The organism is Stakelama saccharophila, from assembly GCF_032229225.1.
In the GTDB taxonomy this organism is placed as follows: Bacteria; Pseudomonadota; Alphaproteobacteria; order Sphingomonadales; family Sphingomonadaceae; genus Sphingomonas; species Sphingomonas saccharophila.
Map to the genome: position 1 here is coordinate 371,353 of NZ_CP135076.1, position 17,980 is coordinate 389,332.

15 protein-coding genes, 1 tRNA gene and 1 pseudogene are annotated in these 17,980 nt (G+C 65.6%); 6 read left to right on the forward strand and 11 right to left on the reverse strand.

Features of this window, described 5'->3' with window-relative positions:
- Positions 1-435 carry a DUF3576 domain-containing protein gene (locus tag RPR59_RS01790; protein ID WP_432280281.1) on the reverse strand — a complete coding sequence of 145 codons (435 nt, stop codon included), beginning with the start codon at positions 433-435 and terminating at the stop codon, positions 1-3.
- A 172-nt stretch (positions 436-607) separates the two neighbouring features.
- Here RPR59_RS01790 and RPR59_RS01795 point away from each other — a divergent pair, with 172 nt between their 5' ends.
- The gene (locus tag RPR59_RS01795; protein WP_313916055.1) at positions 608-1,321 is read left to right on the forward strand and encodes a hypothetical protein; all 714 of its coding nucleotides are present in this window, start codon (positions 608-610) and stop codon (positions 1,319-1,321) included.
- On the opposite strand, the gene RPR59_RS01800 is transcribed toward RPR59_RS01795, so the two are convergent.
- Positions 1,294-1,809: a thiamine phosphate synthase gene (locus RPR59_RS01800; RefSeq protein ID WP_313916057.1), complete on the reverse strand. Its 516-nt coding sequence runs from the start codon at positions 1,807-1,809 to the stop codon at positions 1,294-1,296. The two genes, RPR59_RS01795 and RPR59_RS01800, sit on opposite strands and share 28 nt — an antisense overlap.
- A 67-nt stretch (positions 1,810-1,876) precedes the next feature.
- Between RPR59_RS01800 and RPR59_RS01805 the strand changes: the two genes are divergently transcribed.
- Positions 1,877-2,545, forward strand: coding sequence for a YggS family pyridoxal phosphate-dependent enzyme (locus tag RPR59_RS01805; protein ID WP_313916059.1), 669 nt, complete (start codon positions 1,877-1,879; stop codon positions 2,543-2,545).
- On the forward strand, positions 2,542-3,207 hold the full coding sequence (locus RPR59_RS01810; RefSeq protein WP_313916061.1) for an HAD family hydrolase: 666 nt from the start codon (positions 2,542-2,544) through the stop codon (positions 3,205-3,207). The genes RPR59_RS01805 and RPR59_RS01810 overlap by 4 nt, the downstream gene beginning before the upstream one ends.
- Positions 3,208-3,247: 40 nt before the next feature.
- Here RPR59_RS01810 and ribA read toward each other — a convergent pair whose 3' ends face one another.
- The 4 genes from ribA to RPR59_RS01830 all read right to left on the reverse strand — a co-directional run bounded on the left by ribA (position 3,248) and on the right by RPR59_RS01830 (position 8,316).
- Positions 3,248-4,306, reverse strand: a complete 1,059-nt coding sequence (gene ribA / locus RPR59_RS01815) for a GTP cyclohydrolase II (RefSeq protein WP_313916063.1) — start codon at positions 4,304-4,306, stop codon at positions 3,248-3,250.
- Complete coding sequence (locus RPR59_RS01820; protein ID WP_313916065.1) at positions 4,303-5,100, reverse strand: exodeoxyribonuclease III; 798 nt, start codon at positions 5,098-5,100, stop codon at positions 4,303-4,305. The genes ribA and RPR59_RS01820 overlap by 4 nt, the downstream gene beginning before the upstream one ends.
- Positions 5,101-5,304: 204 nt before the next feature.
- The gene (locus tag RPR59_RS01825) at positions 5,305-5,898 is read right to left on the reverse strand and encodes a LolA family protein (RefSeq protein ID WP_313918280.1); all 594 of its coding nucleotides are present in this window, start codon (positions 5,896-5,898) and stop codon (positions 5,305-5,307) included.
- Between the two features lie 99 nt (positions 5,899-5,997).
- On the reverse strand, positions 5,998-8,316 hold the full coding sequence (locus RPR59_RS01830) for an FtsK/SpoIIIE family DNA translocase (RefSeq protein WP_313916068.1): 2,319 nt from the start codon (positions 8,314-8,316) through the stop codon (positions 5,998-6,000).
- 116 nt (positions 8,317-8,432) lie between these two features.
- On the opposite strand from RPR59_RS01830, the gene RPR59_RS01835 reads away from it, so the two are divergent.
- Complete coding sequence (locus RPR59_RS01835) at positions 8,433-9,650, forward strand: UbiH/UbiF/VisC/COQ6 family ubiquinone biosynthesis hydroxylase (RefSeq protein ID WP_313916070.1); 1,218 nt, start codon at positions 8,433-8,435, stop codon at positions 9,648-9,650.
- Positions 9,651-9,680: 30 nt separating this feature from the next.
- Here RPR59_RS01835 and RPR59_RS01840 read toward each other — a convergent pair whose 3' ends face one another.
- From RPR59_RS01840 to RPR59_RS01850, 3 genes are read right to left on the reverse strand one after another with little or no spacing between them, the layout of a single operon-like run.
- Positions 9,681-9,860: a Trm112 family protein gene (locus tag RPR59_RS01840; protein ID WP_313916072.1), complete on the reverse strand. Its 180-nt coding sequence runs from the start codon at positions 9,858-9,860 to the stop codon at positions 9,681-9,683.
- Positions 9,857-10,468: an LON peptidase substrate-binding domain-containing protein gene (locus RPR59_RS01845; protein ID WP_313916078.1), complete on the reverse strand. Its 612-nt coding sequence runs from the start codon at positions 10,466-10,468 to the stop codon at positions 9,857-9,859. The genes RPR59_RS01840 and RPR59_RS01845 overlap by 4 nt, the downstream gene beginning before the upstream one ends.
- Positions 10,465-11,364: a tetratricopeptide repeat protein gene (locus tag RPR59_RS01850; RefSeq protein ID WP_313918282.1), complete on the reverse strand. Its 900-nt coding sequence runs from the start codon at positions 11,362-11,364 to the stop codon at positions 10,465-10,467. Before RPR59_RS01850 ends, RPR59_RS01845 begins: the two co-directional genes overlap by 4 nt.
- Positions 11,365-11,558: 194 nt before the next feature.
- Here RPR59_RS01850 and RPR59_RS01855 point away from each other — a divergent pair.
- Positions 11,559-11,633 (forward strand) — tRNA-Gly (locus RPR59_RS01855).
- A 27-nt stretch (positions 11,634-11,660) separates the two neighbouring features.
- Here the strand turns inward: RPR59_RS01855 and RPR59_RS01860 are convergent.
- Both RPR59_RS01860 and RPR59_RS01865 read right to left on the reverse strand, forming a co-directional pair.
- A pseudogene (locus tag RPR59_RS01860) lies at positions 11,661-11,848 on the reverse strand (hypothetical protein); the annotation flags it as partial.
- Positions 11,849-11,931: 83 nt separating this feature from the next.
- Positions 11,932-14,496 carry a glycoside hydrolase family 9 protein gene (locus tag RPR59_RS01865; protein ID WP_313916080.1) on the reverse strand — a complete coding sequence of 855 codons (2,565 nt, stop codon included), beginning with the start codon at positions 14,494-14,496 and terminating at the stop codon, positions 11,932-11,934.
- Positions 14,497-14,746: 250 nt separating this feature from the next.
- On the opposite strand from RPR59_RS01865, the gene RPR59_RS01870 reads away from it, so the two are divergent.
- Positions 14,747-17,941 carry a TonB-dependent receptor gene (locus RPR59_RS01870; protein ID WP_313916082.1) on the forward strand — a complete coding sequence of 1,065 codons (3,195 nt, stop codon included), beginning with the start codon at positions 14,747-14,749 and terminating at the stop codon, positions 17,939-17,941.
- The last annotated feature ends 39 nt before the right edge of the window (positions 17,942-17,980 follow it).

Genomic DNA, 17,980 nt, shown 5'->3' on the forward strand with positions numbered 1-17,980 from the left:
CTATTCTTCGATGACGGCCGAGCGGCGCATGTCGCGGGCGCGGGACAGGATGATGTCTTCCAGCTTCTGGACCGTCGCCGCCTGGACGGGCGCCTGCACCCATTGGCCGTTCTGCCGCGTCTCGCGCAGCGCCGCTACGCGCAGTGCATCGGCGCGCAGATCCTGATCCAGGATCGAGACCGTCAGCTTCATCCGTTCGTCCGGGTTGCCGGGATTCGCATACCAGTCGGTGACGATGACGCCGCCATTGGAATCGGCCTGCAGCAATGGCATGAAGCTCAGCGTGTCGAGCGAGGCCCGCCATAGATAGCTGTTGACGCCGATCGTGGCGATTTTGGCGGCCGCGATATCGGCCTGCGGGCGCTCGCCTCCCCCGCATGCGGTAAGCGAGATGGCTAGCGAGCCCAGAAGTACGGGGGCCAACAGGCGGTTCATCGGCATTTCCTTGCACTAAACAGAGGGTAGGCCACCTATAGAAGGTCATGGGGTCGCCGCAAGCGTGTCGTCCCTGTGGACAAGGTGCAACAGTCGCCGACGAAACGACTCCGGCCGGTGGCCGGGTGCAACCGAATCGTGCTAATGGAATTCCTTCACGGTAGAGGAAAGCATGCCGCAAGCTCGCGTAATCGCAGGAATCGGGATCGGGGCGTTCGTCGTCGCCGGGATTGCCGTCGCGCCTGCGATCCACGCGCAGGGCTCGTCCGGCGCGCTCGCCGCATCCGTGTCCGAACCGCGCCTGGGTTCGTTCACGCCCGCATCGGCCGATCCGAAGCTTGCGGCGGTACTCGCCAAGAGCGGGATCGACACCAGCGACTTCCGTTTCACGCCGTCCGAATCGAGCAAGAGCAAGAGCCGCTCGGTGACGCTCGCGGTTCAGGCCCGCACGCAGCGGGGCAAGACGGCGGCGACGGAGACCGCCGCGGCCACCGCGCCGGGTCTTACGCTGGCGCCCATCGCCTATAATCTGGGCGTCTCCGTCGGTTGGAAGCGTCTTGCCGTCTCTGGCGATGTGTCGCGGCTCGACCTCGCCGGAGAGCCGGGCAGCCGCGAATCGGCAGAGGTGGGTCTCAGCTATACCGGCGAAAAGGTCGGCGGCAGCGTGAAGGCGAAGGCGACCCGGCCGCTGGAGCACAGCCCGGCCATGATCGCGGAAAATCAGAGCTATTCGATCGATGTCGGTGGGTCTTACAAGATCGCCCACAATCTCGATCTGACCGCCGGTGTCCGCTACAAGTCGGAGCAGAATCGCCTGCCGCGTCTTGCCGACGACAATCGCCGCGACAGCCAGGCCGTCTATATCGGAACCGCCTTCCGCTTCTGACCGGCCCACCAGTCGATCGCCGCCCATCCCGCAATGTCGAAACCGGCCAGCCTGCGCACCGTTTCCGGGCGCATACCGCCCAATGCGATCACGGGGGTGCCGAGGCCGCGCCGAACGCGTGCCAGGCCGAATCGGCCCAGCGTGCGTGCGTGCGGGTGACTGCGGGTGGCGAAGACGGGCGACACGAACATCGCGTCGACGCCGTCGCGCGCGGCGCGGATGGCTTCGCGCCGGTCATGCACGGCCCGCGTCAACAGTCCCGGGCGCTTGCCGCGGGCATTGTGCACGCCGTCCTCGAAGCGGCCGAGCCGGTCGGGACCGGCGCGCAACAGCACCAGATGCCGCCGCCGCGCCACCCGGGCGATGCGGCCGAACAATGCCCGGCGTTCGTCGAGGGGCAGGCCGTAGTGGCGCACGATCACCCCTGATCCCGGTGGCAGGCGTTCGAGCGCCTGCCACAAGGCGTCGCCCAGGCGCTCGTCGGTCATCAACCAATGGCGGGGAATCGGACGGCGGGTCTGGCGGCGCGGCATCGGCATTCCTATAGCGTAGCCCATGCGATCCGACGATTCCGAACAACGCCTCGCCGCCGCGCGTGACGCGATCGCCCGCGCGGCACGCCGGGCCGATCGCCGGCCCGATGCCGTCGAACTGGTCGCGGTGTCGAAAATGCACGATGCCGACACGATTCGACCCGTTCTGCGCGCCGGCCAGCGCGTTTTCGGCGAGAACCGGGTTCAGGAAGCCGCTGCGAAGTGGCCGCAACTGCGCGAGGAGACGCCCGATATTCGCCTGCACCTCGTCGGCCGGCTCCAGTCGAACAAGGCGGATGACGCGGTCGCCCTTTTCGACGTGATCCATTCGCTCGACCGGCCGTCGCTGGTGAAGGCGCTGGCGAAGGCGATGGACGTGGCGGGGCGGCGTCCGTCCTGTTTCGTCCAGGTCAATATCGGCGCGGAAGCGCAAAAGGGCGGTTGCCCGATCGGCGAGCTGTCCGACCTGCTCGAACAGGCCCGGTCCGTCGATCTGCCCGTCATCGGATTGATGTGCGTGCCGCCGCTCGATGTCGAGCCCGCACCCTATTTCGCGCTGTTGGCGAAGCTCGCGCGCGATCACGGCCTCGGCGGGCTCAGCATGGGCATGTCGGGCGACTATGAAACGGCGGTGACGCTGGGCGCGACCCATGTCCGGGTCGGCACGGCCCTGTTCGGGGCGCGGACATGAACTACGATGCCATTCTGTTCGATTTCGACGGCGTGCTGCTGGAAAGCGAATATGCTGGCAACCGGCACATCGCGGAGTATCTGACCGCACTGGGGCACCCGACCACGCCAGCCGATTCCATGGCCAATTTCATGGGACTGAGCGGCGACCGCTTCATCGCGGCGCTGGAAGGATGGATCGACCGGCCGCTGCCCGACGACTTCCATGCCGAACGCCAGGCCGAGAACCGCCGCGTGCTGCGCGAAGGGCTCGATCCCGTGGCCGGCGCCATCGCTTTCGTCCGCGCCCTTCCCGAGGATCTTCCGCGCGCCATCGTGTCGTCCAGCAACACGCGCTGGATCGCGACCCATCTCGATCATCTGAGCCTGCGCGATGCCTTCGGCGACCATCTCTACAGCGGGCAGGAGCATGTCGCGAACGGCAAGCCGTCACCCGATCTCTATCGCTTCGCCGCGGACAAGCTCGGCGTGCCGATCGAGCGCGCCGTCATCATCGAGGACTCGCCGGTGGGGGTGACCGGTGCCGTCGCGTCGGGCGCGGAGGTGATCGGCCTGTGTGCCGGCACGCACTGCGCTGCCGATCACGGCGACCGGTTGCGCGCGCTCGGCGTGCACCATGTCGCACAGGACTTCGAAACGGTCGCCCGGCTGGTGGGTCTGTAAGCGACGTACGCCGCAGCGCGTTTTCGCGTGCGCAGCGATGCTATAGCTGATGTCCGGTGCGATCCCGCTTCGTCGCCAGATAGCGGGCGTTATGGGGGTTTGGCGGCAGGCGGTGCGGCACGCGTTCCGCCACGTTGATGCCGGCGGCGGCCAGCGCATCGACCTTGTGCGGATTGTTGGTGAGCAAGCGGATGCGCTGCTGGCCCAGCAGCGTCAACATCCGCGCGGCGATGCGAAAGTCCCGGGCGTCGACGGCGAAGCCCAGGCGGGTATTGGCGTCCACCGTGTCGAACCCCTGATCCTGCAGGGCATAGGCCCGCATCTTGTTGATCAAGCCGATTCCGCGGCCCTCCTGCCGCAGATAGACGATGATGCCCCAGCCTGCCGCTGCGATCTCGTCGATCGCTGCGTGCAATTGGGGGCCGCAATCGCATTTCAGCGATCCGAACACATCGCCCGTCAGGCATTCGCTGTGCAGCCGCACCAGCGGCGCCGTGCCATCGGGCGCGCCGATCAGCAGCGCGACATGCTCGTCGCCCGATTCCGGCGCGCGGAAGGCGACGATCTCCGCCTGCTCGACCCGCTCGACGGGCAGCCGTGCCCGGGCCGCGATCACCAGCCGCTCGGGCAGGTCGATGTCGTCCGCGGCGGCCTTGTCGACCACGGTATCGGCTGCCTCTTCGTGCATGAAGAACGCCGGCAGCAGCCCCGCCACCCGCGCCAGCCGCAGCGCCGTCGCGGCAAGCTGGGGGTGAGGGCAGGCGACTGCGCGGAACGGCCCCTTCAACGGGTTGCGCAGGTCGAACTGCGGGTCGGCCAGCATCATCGCTTCGTCGAAGCCGAGCCAGGCCGACCGGGCGATCGCCACCGGCGCATCGGGCGTCGCCGCCTCGCGCTGGTTGGTGAGCTTCAGCGTCGCCGCGCGACCGGCGGAAATCAGAACGAGCGCGTCGCCGCCCGGATCGAACTGCTCCAGCCGTGTGCGATCCGATGTTTCGATCGGCAATATTGTCAGCGTCGCATGGCCGTCGCGAATCGTGACCGGCCAGCCGTGCCGCATCGCGTCGATCGCGCGCGTGGCGGCACGGCCGTCGCTCAAAGCGCGAACTCCGTCATGATCGGGATGTGATCCGACGGTTTCAGCCAACTTCGGCAGGCCTCGAAAACCTTGTGATCGGTCGCGGCGGCCGCCACGTCGCGGCTCGCCCACATATGATCGAGCCGGCGGCCGCGATCGTTCTTGGTCCAGTCCTTCGACCGATAGCTCCACCAGGTATAGAGCCGCTCCGGCGCGGGCACGAAGGCGCGGCCGAGGTCGACCCAGCCATTGGCCGCCTGCAATCGCCCGAGTGCCTCGACTTCCACCGGCGTGTGGCTGACGACCTTCAAAAGCTGCTTATGGCTCCAGACATCGCTTTCCAGCGGCGCGACGTTGAAATCGCCGACCAGCAGCGTCGGCGTGCCGTTCAGCCCGTGCGACCACTGCGTCATGCGTTCCAGGAAATCCAGCTTCTGACCGAACTTGGGATTTTCCGCGCGGTCGGGAATGTCGCCGCCGGCCGGCACATAGACGTTTTCCAGCCGCAGGCCGTTGGCCAGGCGCACGCCGACATGGCGCGCCTCGCCATTGGCCTGCCAGTCCAGCCGGTCGTCCTCCACCAGGGGAAGCTTGCTGATGATGGCGACGCCGTGATGCATGCGCTGACCGTGCAGGACGATGTGGCGATAGCCCATCCGTTCGAACGCCTTCAGCGGAAAATCGCCGTCGATGACCTTGGTTTCCTGCAGGCACAATATGTCGGGCTGCGCCTCGGTCAGGAAGCGCTCGACGATGCCGATGCGAAAGCGGACGGAATTGATGTTCCACGAAGCGATGGTGATGCGGTCGGTCATTGCGCGTCGATGTAGCCGCCATGCTCCGTTTTCGCCAGACATGGAAAGGCCCTCGCTCCGGGGGCATGGAACGAGGGCCGACCAGCGTTCGTCACGCAGGCAGGAGACGGTGAGCCGAGCAACAGGGGGAAAATCTCGGAAGCACCCCGTCTCCGCACCGTCTCTTCTACGCGGGCGAACCTGTCACCAACATGAATGACGCGCTCAGTTCGGCCGACCGCTGCGCCGCGGATCGTTGAAACGGAACATGTTGTCCGACACCGGCACGTTGAACTTCTGATCGCTCAGTCGGATGGTCGTGCGGTTGTTCTGCGAATCGAGCGCGACCCAGCCTTGCAGCATCAGCCCGCCCGGTGCCGAAGGCTTCTTGGCGAAGATCAACGTAATCCGGCCATATTGCGGGTTGTTCGGATCATAGGCCTCGACGCTGACGACACGCGGATCGCCCGACGGTACGATCTTGGCGTATTTCGATGCGTCCCGCGAGGGATCGAGCAGGATCGACAGCGGCGAATCCTTAATCGGATAGGGCTGCACATCGCGCACCGAATAGTCGATGAAGTATAGCGTCTTACCGTTGCTGACGAGCAGCAGGGGCACACCCTTTTCATACTGGAAGCGAATCTTGCCGGGCTTTTCCAGCGTCATCTCGCCGGTCAGCACCTTGCCGTTCCGGTCGGTCTGGGTGAAATCCGCCGTCATCGTGTCGACGGCGCTCAGATGCTGTTGCACCGCCGCCAGCGAACCACTTGCCGGTGCGGGCGCGGCGATGGCGGGAACCGCGAGCATTGCGGGCATCGCCAGAAGGGGCTTCCAGGTCACTTGTCTCGTTCTCCACATGATGCGCGGACGGATAGCGCCGGCGCGTTGAACGCGCCGTGAACCCGCTTGTTGCCTTTATGAAAGCGGACGCCCGTCCTGGTCCATCAGCACGTCGCGCCGGCCGACATGGTCGGGGCGCGACACCAGTCCTTCGCCCTCCATCCGCTCGATCAGCCGCGCCGCCGAATTGTATCCGATGCGCATCTGCCGCTGCAGCCAGGAGGTCGACGCCTTCTGGCTTTCGGCGACGAGCTGGATGGCCTGGCGGAACTGGCGGTCCTCGGGATTGTCGTCGGCCGGTGCGCCGTCGAGGGCGAACGAGCCCTCTTCCGGCTCCTCGGTGACAGCGTCGATATAATCGGGCTGGCCCTGCCCGCGCCAGTGATCGGCCACCGCCTGCACCTCGTCGTCCGACACGAAGGGACCGTGCACGCGCGCGAGCTGCTTGCCGCCGGGCATGTAGAGCATGTCGCCCTTGCCCAGCAGTTGCTCGGCACCCTGCTCGCCCAGAATGGTGCGCGAATCGATCTTGGAGGTGACGTGGAAGGAGATGCGCGTCGGCAGGTTGGCCTTGATGACGCCGGTGATGACGTCGACCGAGGGGCGCTGCGTCGCCATGATCAGGTGCAGCCCGGCCGCCCGCGCCTTCTGCGCCAGGCGCTGGATCAGGAACTCGACTTCCTTGCCCGCCGTCATCATCAGGTCGGCGAGCTCGTCGACGACGATGACGATCTGCGGCAGCGGGGAGAGGTCGAGCGTCTCTTCCTCATAGACCGGCTTGCCGCTGTCGGGATCGTAGCCCGTCTGCACGCGCCGGCCCAGTTTCTGCCCCTTGGCGCGGGCGTTGCGGACCTTCTCGTTGAAACTGGCGAGTGAGCGGACGTTGACCGACGCCATCATCCGGTAGCGCTCCTCCATCTGCTCGACCGCCCATTTCAGCGCGCGCACCGCCTTGGGCGGATCGGTGACGACATCGGCGAGCAGATGCGGAATGTCCTTGTAGATCGACAGTTCCAGCATCTTGGGATCGATCATGATCATCCGGCACTGGTCGGGCGTCATGCGATAGAGCAGCGACAGGATCATTGCGTTCAGCCCCACCGACTTGCCCGATCCCGTTGTACCCGCGACCAGCAGATGCGGCATGGGGGCGAGGTCGGCGATCACGGCATCGCCGGCGATGTTCTTGCCCAGCACCAGCGGCAGTTGCGCCGACCGGTCGGCGAAGCTCTGGCTGGCGATCAGTTCGCGCAGGTTGACGGTTTCGCGCTTGGCATTGGGCAGTTCGATGCCGATGACGCTGCGCCCGGGAATCGTCGCAACGCGCGCCGACATCGCCGACATGTTGCGCGCGATGTCGTCGGCCAACTGGATCACGCGGCTGGCCTTGATGCCGCTGGCCGGCTCGAACTCGTACATCGTCACGACCGGACCGGGGCGAACCTCGACGATCGATCCCTTCACGTTGAAATCGTCCAGCACCGATTCGAGCAGGCGGGCGTTGCGCTGCAGCGCCGCCTTGTCGACATTGCTGCCTTGACCGGCGGCACCCGGCTTCAGCAGGTCTATTGAGGGAAGCTGAAAATTGTCGCGCAGGTCGAGCGAGGTCTGCTCCGGCTTCGATGTCGCCACGGCCGGCGCCGTGGGCCGCTCGGCGATGACGGGCGCGGGGCGGCTTTCCGGCACGGCGACCTTGCGCGGCGCCGGTTTGCGCGCCGGCTCGTCGAAGGGCGGCGCTTCGACGGAATTGCCGTCGAAGTCGTCCCCGTCGCCATCGTGCTGACGGCGAAGCGATGGCAGCCGAAGGCGCGGCCGGGCGACGGTCCACTGCAACGTCAGGCTGCGGGCCCAGATGATCGCGCCCGCGACGCCCAGGATGGCGGCAAGCGTGCGGATGCTCCACATGATGATCGCCGCGTCGCCGATGAAAGACAGCGCCCAGCGGATCATTCCGCCGATGCCCAGGCCGACGATGCCGCCCCAACCACCGGGCAGGCGCAGCACCGCGGCATCGGAAACCAGCGCGAGCGCGGCCGCGATGAGCACCATGCCGATCAGGCAGTTGCGCACCATGCGTCGCCAGTCGCCCACCGCGACATCACGCCACAGCCGATAGGAAATGATGAACCCCAGCGGCAGGATCAGCGCGACCGGTATGCCGAGAATCGCGAGCAGCAGGTCTGCCGCGACCGCGCCGACGCCGCCGAGCAAATTTTGCGCCGGGCCGGCCGCCGCCGTGTTCAGCGACGGGTCGCCGGGATGATAGCTCGCCAGCGCCACCGTCACCCCCAGGGTGACCACGAACAGCACGACCGCGGTGATCATCGCGCCGCTGCGCATCGCGCCGGCCTTCATCGTCTCGCGCCACAGCGCAGGCTGCGCCTTGCTCGCCACGCCACATCCCCCGGATTTGAACGAAATCGGTTAACCGTGCGAATTGTCGCCGGTTGCGAGTCCTCCGTCAAGCTGGCGCCATTGGCAGCCGTGCGGCGACAGGCTAGACAGTGGCCATGCAACAGGCGGACCTTCTCATCCTCGGCGGCGGACTGGTCGGCAGCGCGCTTGGCGCTGCACTGGGCGCGCACGGCCTGAGCGCCATCATCGTCGATCCCGCCGATCCCGAGGATATCCTCGCCGCCGGCCATGACGGCCGGGCCTCGGCCGTTGCCAGCGCACCGAAGCGGATGCTGGACGCGATCGGCGTCGGCGAAAGGCTGGGGGATCGCGGCTGTCCGATCCGAAGCATCCGGGTGAGCGACGGGCTGAAACCGGGCAAGCTCGATTTCGACCTGGCCGAGGGCGAGGATGCGCTGGGCGTCATGTTCGAAAACCGGATCCTGCGCCGCGCCATCTTCGAAACCGCGTCCGCCGCGCCGGGGGTCGATCTGCGCATGAAGACCCGCGCCGTCTCGCTGACACGGGACGCCCACGGCGTTCGTGCGGAACTGTCCGACGGCGCCACCGTGCGCGCATCGTTGCTGGTCGGCGCCGAGGGGCGGAATTCGCCGACGCGCGACGCCGCCCTGCTGCGCGTGGCGCGCTGGCAATATGATCACACCGCGATCGTCACCTCCTTCCACCACGAATATCCGCACGACAATGTCGCCTTCGAGATCTTCTATCCCGAGGGGCCGTTCGCGATCCTGCCGCTCAACGATGACGAACATGGGCACCGGTCGGCCATCGTGTGGACCGTCACGCGCGATCAGGCGCCGGGCATGCTGAAACTGTCGGATCGCGGCGTGCTTGCCGAGGCGATGAAGCGGACCGGCGGCTTTCTGGGCGAATTGTCGCGCCTCGGGCCGCGCTCCAGCTATCCGCTCGGCTTCCATCACGCCGCACGGATCACTGCGGAGCGGCTGGCGCTGGTGGGGGATGCCGCGCACGGAATCCATCCGATCGCCGGACAGGGGGTCAATGTCGGCTTCCGCGATGTCGCCGCACTGGTCGAGGTGCTGGTGGAGGGCAAGCGGCTGGGCCTCGATCCCGGCGATGCGCAGCTTCTCAAGCGCTACGAACGCTGGCGCAGTCTCGACACCTTCATGGTCTCCCTCGCCACCGACGGGCTGACCCGGCTGTTCGGCATTCCCGGTCGCTCGGCGAGCAAGATACGCCGGACGGGGTTGAACCTGGTCGACCGGTTCGCGCCGCTGAAATCCGCCTTCATGGCAGAGGCGCGGGGCGAAAGCGGGGACGTGCCGAAGCTGTTGCAGGGGATGACGGCCTGAGGATCGGCCGCGACCGCTTCCGACGCGGCGCTACAGCTTGCGCGCTTCTTCCACCAGCATCACCGGAATGCCGTCCCGGATCGGATAGGCGAGGCCGGCGCGCTCCGAAATCAGTTCCCCGGCTTCGCGGTCATGGCGCAGCGGCGTTCGCGTGACCGGGCAGACGAGCACTGCCAGCAAGCGGGGATCGGGTTCGCGCCGGTCCGTCACTGCAACGTCCCCGCTTCGTCGTCGCCGTGCCGACCGAAGAACTGCATCAACTGAATGATCAGTTCGGACCGGCGCTCTAGCGTGTCGACTTCCAGCAGCGCCTGTTTCGAGGCAATGTCGAACGGCGCGATCTGCGCGATGCCGTTGACGAGGCTTTCGTCGTCGAGGCGCGACACCGCTTCCCAGTCGACGGCATAGCCCTGCGCGTCGGCAAACCGCCGCGCCTCGATCTCAAGCGCCGAGCGTTCGGCGAGCGCCAGCGTCTCGTCCCGGGGCGTATCGATCAATTCCGCCTCGACCTGCCGGAACGGCGTGGTGACGTCAAGTTCGCGCGCGATGACGAAGCGGGATACGCCTTCCAGGACGATATCGAAGCGGCCGTCGTCCAGCGCCTCGACCTCGATGATCTGGCCTACACAGCCCATCCGAAACAGCTCCGGCCGGTCGCCGGACCCGCGCGGCTGGACCATGCCGATGCGACGGTCGCGGGCAAGTGCGTCACGCGTCATCGCTCGGTAGCGCGATTCGAAGATGTGGAGCGGCAGATGCATTCGGGGGAAGAGCAGCGCACCTCCCACTGGAAAGACCGAGATCCGCGTCGTCGTCATCCGAACAGGATTTGGGAAAGGCGACGCCGCTGCGCCGCCACCCACGCATCCTCAAGCCCGACCACTTCGAACAGTTTCAGGAGCTGTTGCCGCGCTGCGCCTTCCTTCCAGTCGCGATCGGCGGCGATGATGTGCAGCAGGTTGTCGGCCGCCGCCTCGCGCGCACCGTTCGCCATCTGCGCATTGGCGAGGCGGTAGCGTGCTTCATGGTCGTCGGGGGTCGCCTCCACCGCGCGTTCCAGCCCGGAAATATCCTCGACAGGACCGGCGTCCCTGGCCAGAGCCAGGGCGGAGCGGGCGCGCTCCGCCTCCGGCGTATCCGCAATGTCCTGGGGCAGGGCGTCGAGCGCGGCCTGCGCCTCGTCGGGACGCCCCGCCGCCACGAGGGCGCGGATCACGCCGGCATGGGCGGCTGCCTGATCGGGGGCGATCTCGACGATCTGTGCGAAGATCGACAGCGCCCGCTCGGCATCGCCGCCGTCCAGGACTTCCTCGCCCATCGCCAGCATCGGCGCGACGTCCGGCGCCTGATCGTTTCCGTCGCCCGCCTCGACGGGCAATTGCTGTAGGACCTGATCCAGCAGCGTCTTCAATTGCGATTCGGTTCGCGCCTGGCCGAGATCGGCGACGAGTTGCCCCTGGAACATGGCATAGACGGTGGGGATCGACTGCACCTGGAATTGCGACGCGATGAACTTGTCCTTGTCGACGTCGATCTTCGCCAGGACCACGCCCTTGTCGGCATAGTCGGCGGCGACCTTTTCCAGGATGGGTCCGAGCTGCTTGCACGGGCCGCACCATTCCGCCCAGAAGTCGAGGATCACGAGTTTGGTGCGCGATGGTTCGACGACGTCGCGTCGGAATGCCTCGACGGATTCCTTGTCGGCGGCGGTCATGCCCAGCGTGGCCAATGTCGTCTCCTCACTTTACGTAACCCTCAGGTCGATCAGGCAGGCAATGTGGGACTTGCCTTCACAGAGTCCAACCCCTTTCACAGAGCGGCGATAAGGGGCTTGTACTGCCGCAAACCGGGTGCTAGAGGGCGCCGCCTCGACAGCGCACAACTCCGTTGCGCATGTCTTTCGCCAGAGCGGGCGTAGCTCAGGGGTAGAGCACAACCTTGCCAAGGTTGGGGTCGAGGGTTCGAATCCCTTCGCCCGCTCCAGTTTTTCCAAGAAAATTATACGGCGTTGTACGGCGCGGGAACGATGCCGTCGAGCCGGGTGCTCGTCATGCTGTCGAGCGTGGCAACAGCGTGACGTCCACGCCGCGTTCGATCAGCGCCGCGGTCAGCAGGCTAGTGACGAGTTCCCACGGGCCATAGTGGCGCGGCGGCGTGCAGTGGATGATGAACACGCAGGACGGGATCGCCGATGCCATCCGCGGCTATCGCGCGGCGAATTCGGCGCCCCGGCGGCCAGGGATGCGGGCTGCCAGGGCGGTCGGCAACCTCTGCCCCGTCCTCAGTCGCGCCTCGTGTCGTACCGCGCGTCGTTAATCGCCGCGGCGGCGTTGGTCAGTTCGATGAACGCCGCGCCTTCGGAGGTGACATATTCGTTCTCGCCCCAGAAGAAGGGCCAGTCCTCGTGATTTTCGGGGAAGCCGGGCTTGATGATCAGCGCGCCCGGCACGACGCCGCCGGCGATGAAGCTGAAGTCCGCGCGGTTGTTGCCATAGGCGACCTCCTTCGACCGCGAACCGACGCCGGATACGAAGGAGATGTCCGATCCCGGATGGTTGCCGAGCAGGAAGGCCAGGCTCCGGAACACCGGGTCGGCGGGCACGATATCGGGAAAGGCCCGGTGCAGCGCATAGGCGGTCAGGCCATAGCGCTGGACCGCGCCGCTGCCCGCCCAGCCGCCGGTCGTGACCGGCACGCCGTAGGGATTGTCCTTCTGCAGCGCGGCGCTCTGTTCCTGCCAGGCCTGCACCGCGGGAATCATGGCCTCGCGGTAGGTGGCGGGCATATAGGGAATCGCCTCCGCCGCGGTGACGGCGCTGGCTGTGAAGGAGTCGGCAATGGTGGGCCACAGCGCCTGGATGCGCTCGGCATATTCGGACTTGCGCGTCGCCTTGAGCAGTTCGACCGCGGCGGCGAATTCCTCTGCGTTGAGCGGGCCGCCCGTGGTGTTGCCGTGGCGGAACTCGTCGGGCGCGTGGCTATGCTCGTCGCGCCAGACCCGTTCGGCGATCGTGAGCGCCTTGCCCGCGAGCGCGTCGTCGAACCCCTTGAGCGCGCGCGACGCGGCGGCCAGCCCGGCGGCCGATCCATAGTCGAGCGCCGATGCCTTGCTGGTGAAGGCCCAGCGATCGTCGGGCGTGCCGCTGCGGCCGTCCTTTACGTCATAGGGTTCGAGCGACGGATCGTAGCTATAGCCGTCGGTCTTGCTCGCGGCGTCGCCGAGATGGGTATACTGGCCGACATCGGGTGCGACGATGCCGTTGATCGCATGACCGACCGCGTCGAACTGGGCGACGAGTTGCAATGTGCCGTGGCGGATCTGCTGCAACAGATCTGGGGCACCATCAGGCACGTGCATCTCGACGCGGCGCGTCCGCTCGTCGACGCTGGTCGTATCGCGCTTCGGCGCGAACCGTTCCCAGGCGCGGACCATCGAGCGCACCACGCCATATTGCGTCTGGGTGCGGATGTCGAAATCGCCGGCGTCGAACCAGCCGCCGACGTTCAGGCCGGGGATATGCTCGCCGGGCGCGAAGTCGGTATCGGTGGTCGGCCCCTGGGCATAGAGGTCGAGATGCTCGTGATCGACCGGTGCCTGCCGCGCATCGTCCATGTGCGCCGCCCCGTGCCAGACCCGGTAGGCTTCGTTGACGAACATATGGTCCATGGCGACGGGGAAATAGATGTCGAGCGTCGGGTGCCAGGCATCGGCATAGAGGTCGTCGGCGATGCGGAAGGGCGCGGTCCGGCTGTCGCCATATTCCAGCACGTAAAGGCCGGGCGTGCGCACGTCGGAAAAGTCGAATCGCAGATAGTGGTAGCGCAGATAGTCGCCCCAGTCGGATGGCCGGGCGGTGCGCACCGGCGCCTCGTCGCCCGTGGCGGTCACGCGCAGCAGGCGCGCCTCGGGCCGGCGCGTATCGCCGCGATCCAGTTCGATGGTCGCGACCTTGGTCTGGGACGGCGTATAGCCGAGCTGCGAATGGCCGATCACCGGCGTGCGCAGCCATCCCGGCACACTGTTCGGCGTCACCGTCCATTGCAGCACCGTGCCGGTCTTGCCCGCGGGCAGCAGCGATCGAAGCACGAACCAACCATTCTGCGCCTGGTTGCGGCCGTCATAAAGCATGACCGGACGGTCGGAACGGATATGCACGCGGCGCGCCGGATCGGACGGGGCCAGCACGAAATCGCTGCCCGTCGCCATCGGCAGCGGCTCCGCGCCGGGGCCGTCGCTGCGCCCGCTGGCGGGATTGCGCTTGGCGGTACGCTCCATCGCGCTTGCCGGATAGAGCGGGAAACCGCCCGCCTTGCCATCGGCGAGATAGCTTTTGTGGAAATAGGCAGCAGGCAGGAATTCGAGGTTGAAGCCCGCCTTTCCCGCCAGAGCGGCGGGCAGCGCCTCGGGCAGCCGCACGCTCAGCAGGATCGAACCGCCCCTCGGCTCGGCGCGGATGACATAGCGGAAATGCTGATCGGGATATTCGAGTTCGGCCTCGATCACGCCGGTCGCCGTATCGACGCGCCGGTCGACCAGGCGCCCGATCGCGTCCCATTGGCCTGGCGTGGCGGAGAGGCGGACATCGCCGTTGGTGGCGATGCGCTCACCCTGTTCGATGATCTCGATGCCGCTGATCTTCGAATCCGCGAAGAGACCGTCATACCAGTTGCTGAATACCAGCACGTTGACGGCGGGCGCGGTATAATAGTCGGCGGTGAGCCGAATTCCGGCAGATGGTCCGGCCTGCCGCGCGGCGGATTCGGGGGCGGAACGGGCCGGCAGCGCTGTCGCGGCCGCCATCGCGATCATGGAAAGCACGGCGATTCGGATGGGGCGGTTGGGCATGTGTCCTCTCCAATATTCTTTTGATCGCGCTAACACCTAAGCTGAGCGGCGGACAGCGGTAAAGACCGGTCGAACTCGTCGACGCTGAAGGAAATGTACGCGAATCGACGGGTCCACTGGAAGTTTCTTGCGGGTTTCGGTGTCGACTTGCTTGACAATGCGCGCAGTGCTGATACCGCTACCAGCAGGTCGCGTACAGACGATCACCAATAGGCGATGCTGGACATCGCGAGCAAAAAGGGGATGGATGATGGGCACTTCTTACAGCCGCACTATATCTCGCGCGGGCGCCGGCCGTTCGGCACGGGCCACGCTGTTCGTCGGCGCATCCGCGCTGGCGATAGGGGCGTTCGCGGCACCGGCCTGGGCGCAGGACAATGCCGGGGAAGATCCCGCGGCCGGCGCTCAAGCGACCGGTCAGTCCGGGGCGTCCGCCACGCCGCAGGAGGCGGAGACCCCACCAAACGAGATCGTCGTCACCGGCATCCGCGCCAGCCTTGAGCGCTCGATCGCCATCAAGCGGAATTCGAGCGGCGTGGTCGACGCGATCGCCGCCGAGGATATCGGCAAATTTCCCGACGCCAACCTCGCCGAATCGCTGCAGCGCATCACCGGCGTCGCGATCGATCGCACAAACGGCGAAGGATCGCTGGTCACCGTTCGCGGTTTCGGTCCGCAGTATAACCTCGTGACCCTCAACGGCCGCACGTTGGCATCTTCCAATGTCGGTGTCGTCGGCGGTGACGAAAATGCGGATTTCGCTCAGGGGGCGAGCCGCTCGTTCGATTTTTCCAATCTCGCTTCCGAAGGCGTGCGGACCCTGGAAGTCTATAAGACGGGCCGCGCGGCCATTCCTTCGGGCGGCATCGGCGCGACAATCAACATCGTCAGCCGCAAACCGCTGGACACCGGTGATACGGGTCTGACCGGCAGCATCGGCGCCAAGGCGGTGTACGACACCAGTGTCGATGGCTGTCTCGACTGCGGATCGCATATCACACCGGAAGTTTCGGGCGTGCTAAGCTGGGCCGATCCGAGCGACACCTTCGGCATCGGCCTCTTTGGCAGCTATCAGAAACGCAATTTCACCTCGGTCAGCGCGACTTCGAACGCCTGGAACATCCAGCCCTATAGCGAATTCCTGACTGGCGGGTTCGTCGAGGACGATGGCTCGACGGTGATCGAGAATGCGCCAAGCGATCCCGATACCCTGGTCGCCGTTCCCAACGACAGCCGCTATCACTATGCCGAGGGCAGCCGCGAGCGGATCAACGGACAGCTCGTCCTGCAATATCGGCCGAGCGATTCGCTTCTGCTGACCGCCGACGCGCTTTACGCCGAACAGTCGCAGGACGAGGTGCGGTCGGATCACAGCAACTGGTTCAGCCGCCCCTTCGATCAGGTCACGTTCGGCGGCAACGACATCGTCCCGACCACGGTCTATCTGCATGAAACCCTGAACGGCGTGAAGGACGAGGGTTTCGAGATGCAGCACCGCGCCGAGAAGAATCGGCTGCAGGACTACGGTCTCAACGCGCAATATGAACTCACCGACAATTTCTCCGTCAACGTCGATGGTCACTTTTCGAAGTCGACAAGCCGACCGGACAATCCCAATGGCGTAAGTTCGACGCTGGTCGGTCTGGCTGCCAATGTCGTCCACGCGCACTCGGTCGATTACAGCGGCGATATTCCCATTCAGGACGTGGAATTCGGCTCGAACCCGCTCTCGCTAGACACGCTCGGTTCCCAAATCGCGCGTACCGTGGCGTCGGCCCAGGAGCAGAAAGTCAAGGAAGTCCGTGCCGATTTCGGCTGGGATCTCGGTGAGGGCAGTCGGTTCGATTTCGGCGGCGAGTATCGCGATTCGAACATGCACCAGACGCGGGTTCAGACGCAGCAGACCCTCGGCGACTGGGGTATCGTCAATCCGGGCGACGTCGAAGCGCTTGCGCCGGGGGCGACCCAGACCTTCTGCCTGGTGTGCAAATTCGACGATTTCGGCCCGGTGCCCGATCCCGAATCGCAAACGGCCTTCCGCGCCGACGCATCCGAACTCTACTCGATCCTGTCGCCTTATTACACGGATCAGGGCAATGCGATCGGCCAAACCTCCAATGAGGACAATCGGGTCAAGGAAAAGATATGGGCCGCGTACGGACAGGTTACCTGGGACGGTCAGATCGCCGGTCGCGACGCCAATCTTGTCGCCGGCGTGCGGTACGAACATACCAAGACGACCTCGACCTCGCTGATCACCGTGCCGCAGTCGATCACCTGGGTGTCGGATAACGACTTCACGGTCGTACTTTCGGGTGAGAGCAATCCCCTTACCGCTACCGGAAGCTACGACAACATCCTTCCGTCGATCGATTTCAGGATCGAGCCGGCTGAGAATCTGGTTACGCGCTTCTCGTTCAGCAAGACGATCGCGCGCCCGGGCTATGCCAATCTGTTCTCGTCGACCACCGTCGGCGGGCCGCCACGCCCCACCTATAACGGCGGCGTTCCGACTGCCAACCGCGGAAATGCGAATTTGGACCCGCTGAGTTCGGACAATTTCGACGTTTCTGCGGAATATTATTTCAAGCCGGACAGCTATATCTCGCTCGGCTTCTTCGACAAACGGGTGCACAACTTCGTCGGCACCGGCCAGGTCACCAATAGCCTGTTCGGTCTGCGCGATCCCAGTTCGGGCGAGGCGGGCAGCCAGTCGGGAGAAGCCGTCGGCGCCTTGCAGAACTTGGGTGCCACGGTCAGCGACGCCAACCTGTTCGTGATGACCACGCTCATCAACCAGTTGGGATCGGTCGATGCAGCGGTCGCCGAATATACGGATCCGTCGCACTATGATCCAGCCACGCACGAGCTGGATGCCGATTACGTCAACAACGATATCAACAGCCGACCCGGCTATGACTTGCCCGGCAATCAGGACGATCCGCTGTACAATTTCCAGATCTCGCAACCGATCAACAATCAGGATGCGGAGATTTACGGCTTCGAACTGGCCGGGCAGTATTTCTTCGGCAATACGGGTATCGGCGTCGCGGCTGCCTATACGCTGGTCCGCGGCGATATCGGCTTCGATATCGACGCCTCTCCCGACGAGGATCAGTTCGCGTTGCTCGGGCTCAGCGACACCTTCAACGCGACGCTGATTTACGACAAGAACGGCATTTCGGCGCGGTTGGCCTATAACTGGCGCGACAAGTATCTGTCCGCGCTCAACCGCGGGGCCGACCGCAACCCGGTGTTCACGGCGCCGTTCGGCCAACTCGATCTGAATATCAGCTACGACATCTCGCCGCACATCGCCGTGACGTTCGAAGGGATCAACCTGACCGAAGAAAATCTGCGGACCTATGGCCGCGATGAAACCCAGCTCTTCTACGCGCAGGAACTGGATCGCCGCTTCCGTTTCGGCGCCCGGTATCGCTTCTGACGACGGAGTCCGACGAACAAGCGGGCAAGGCCACCGGTA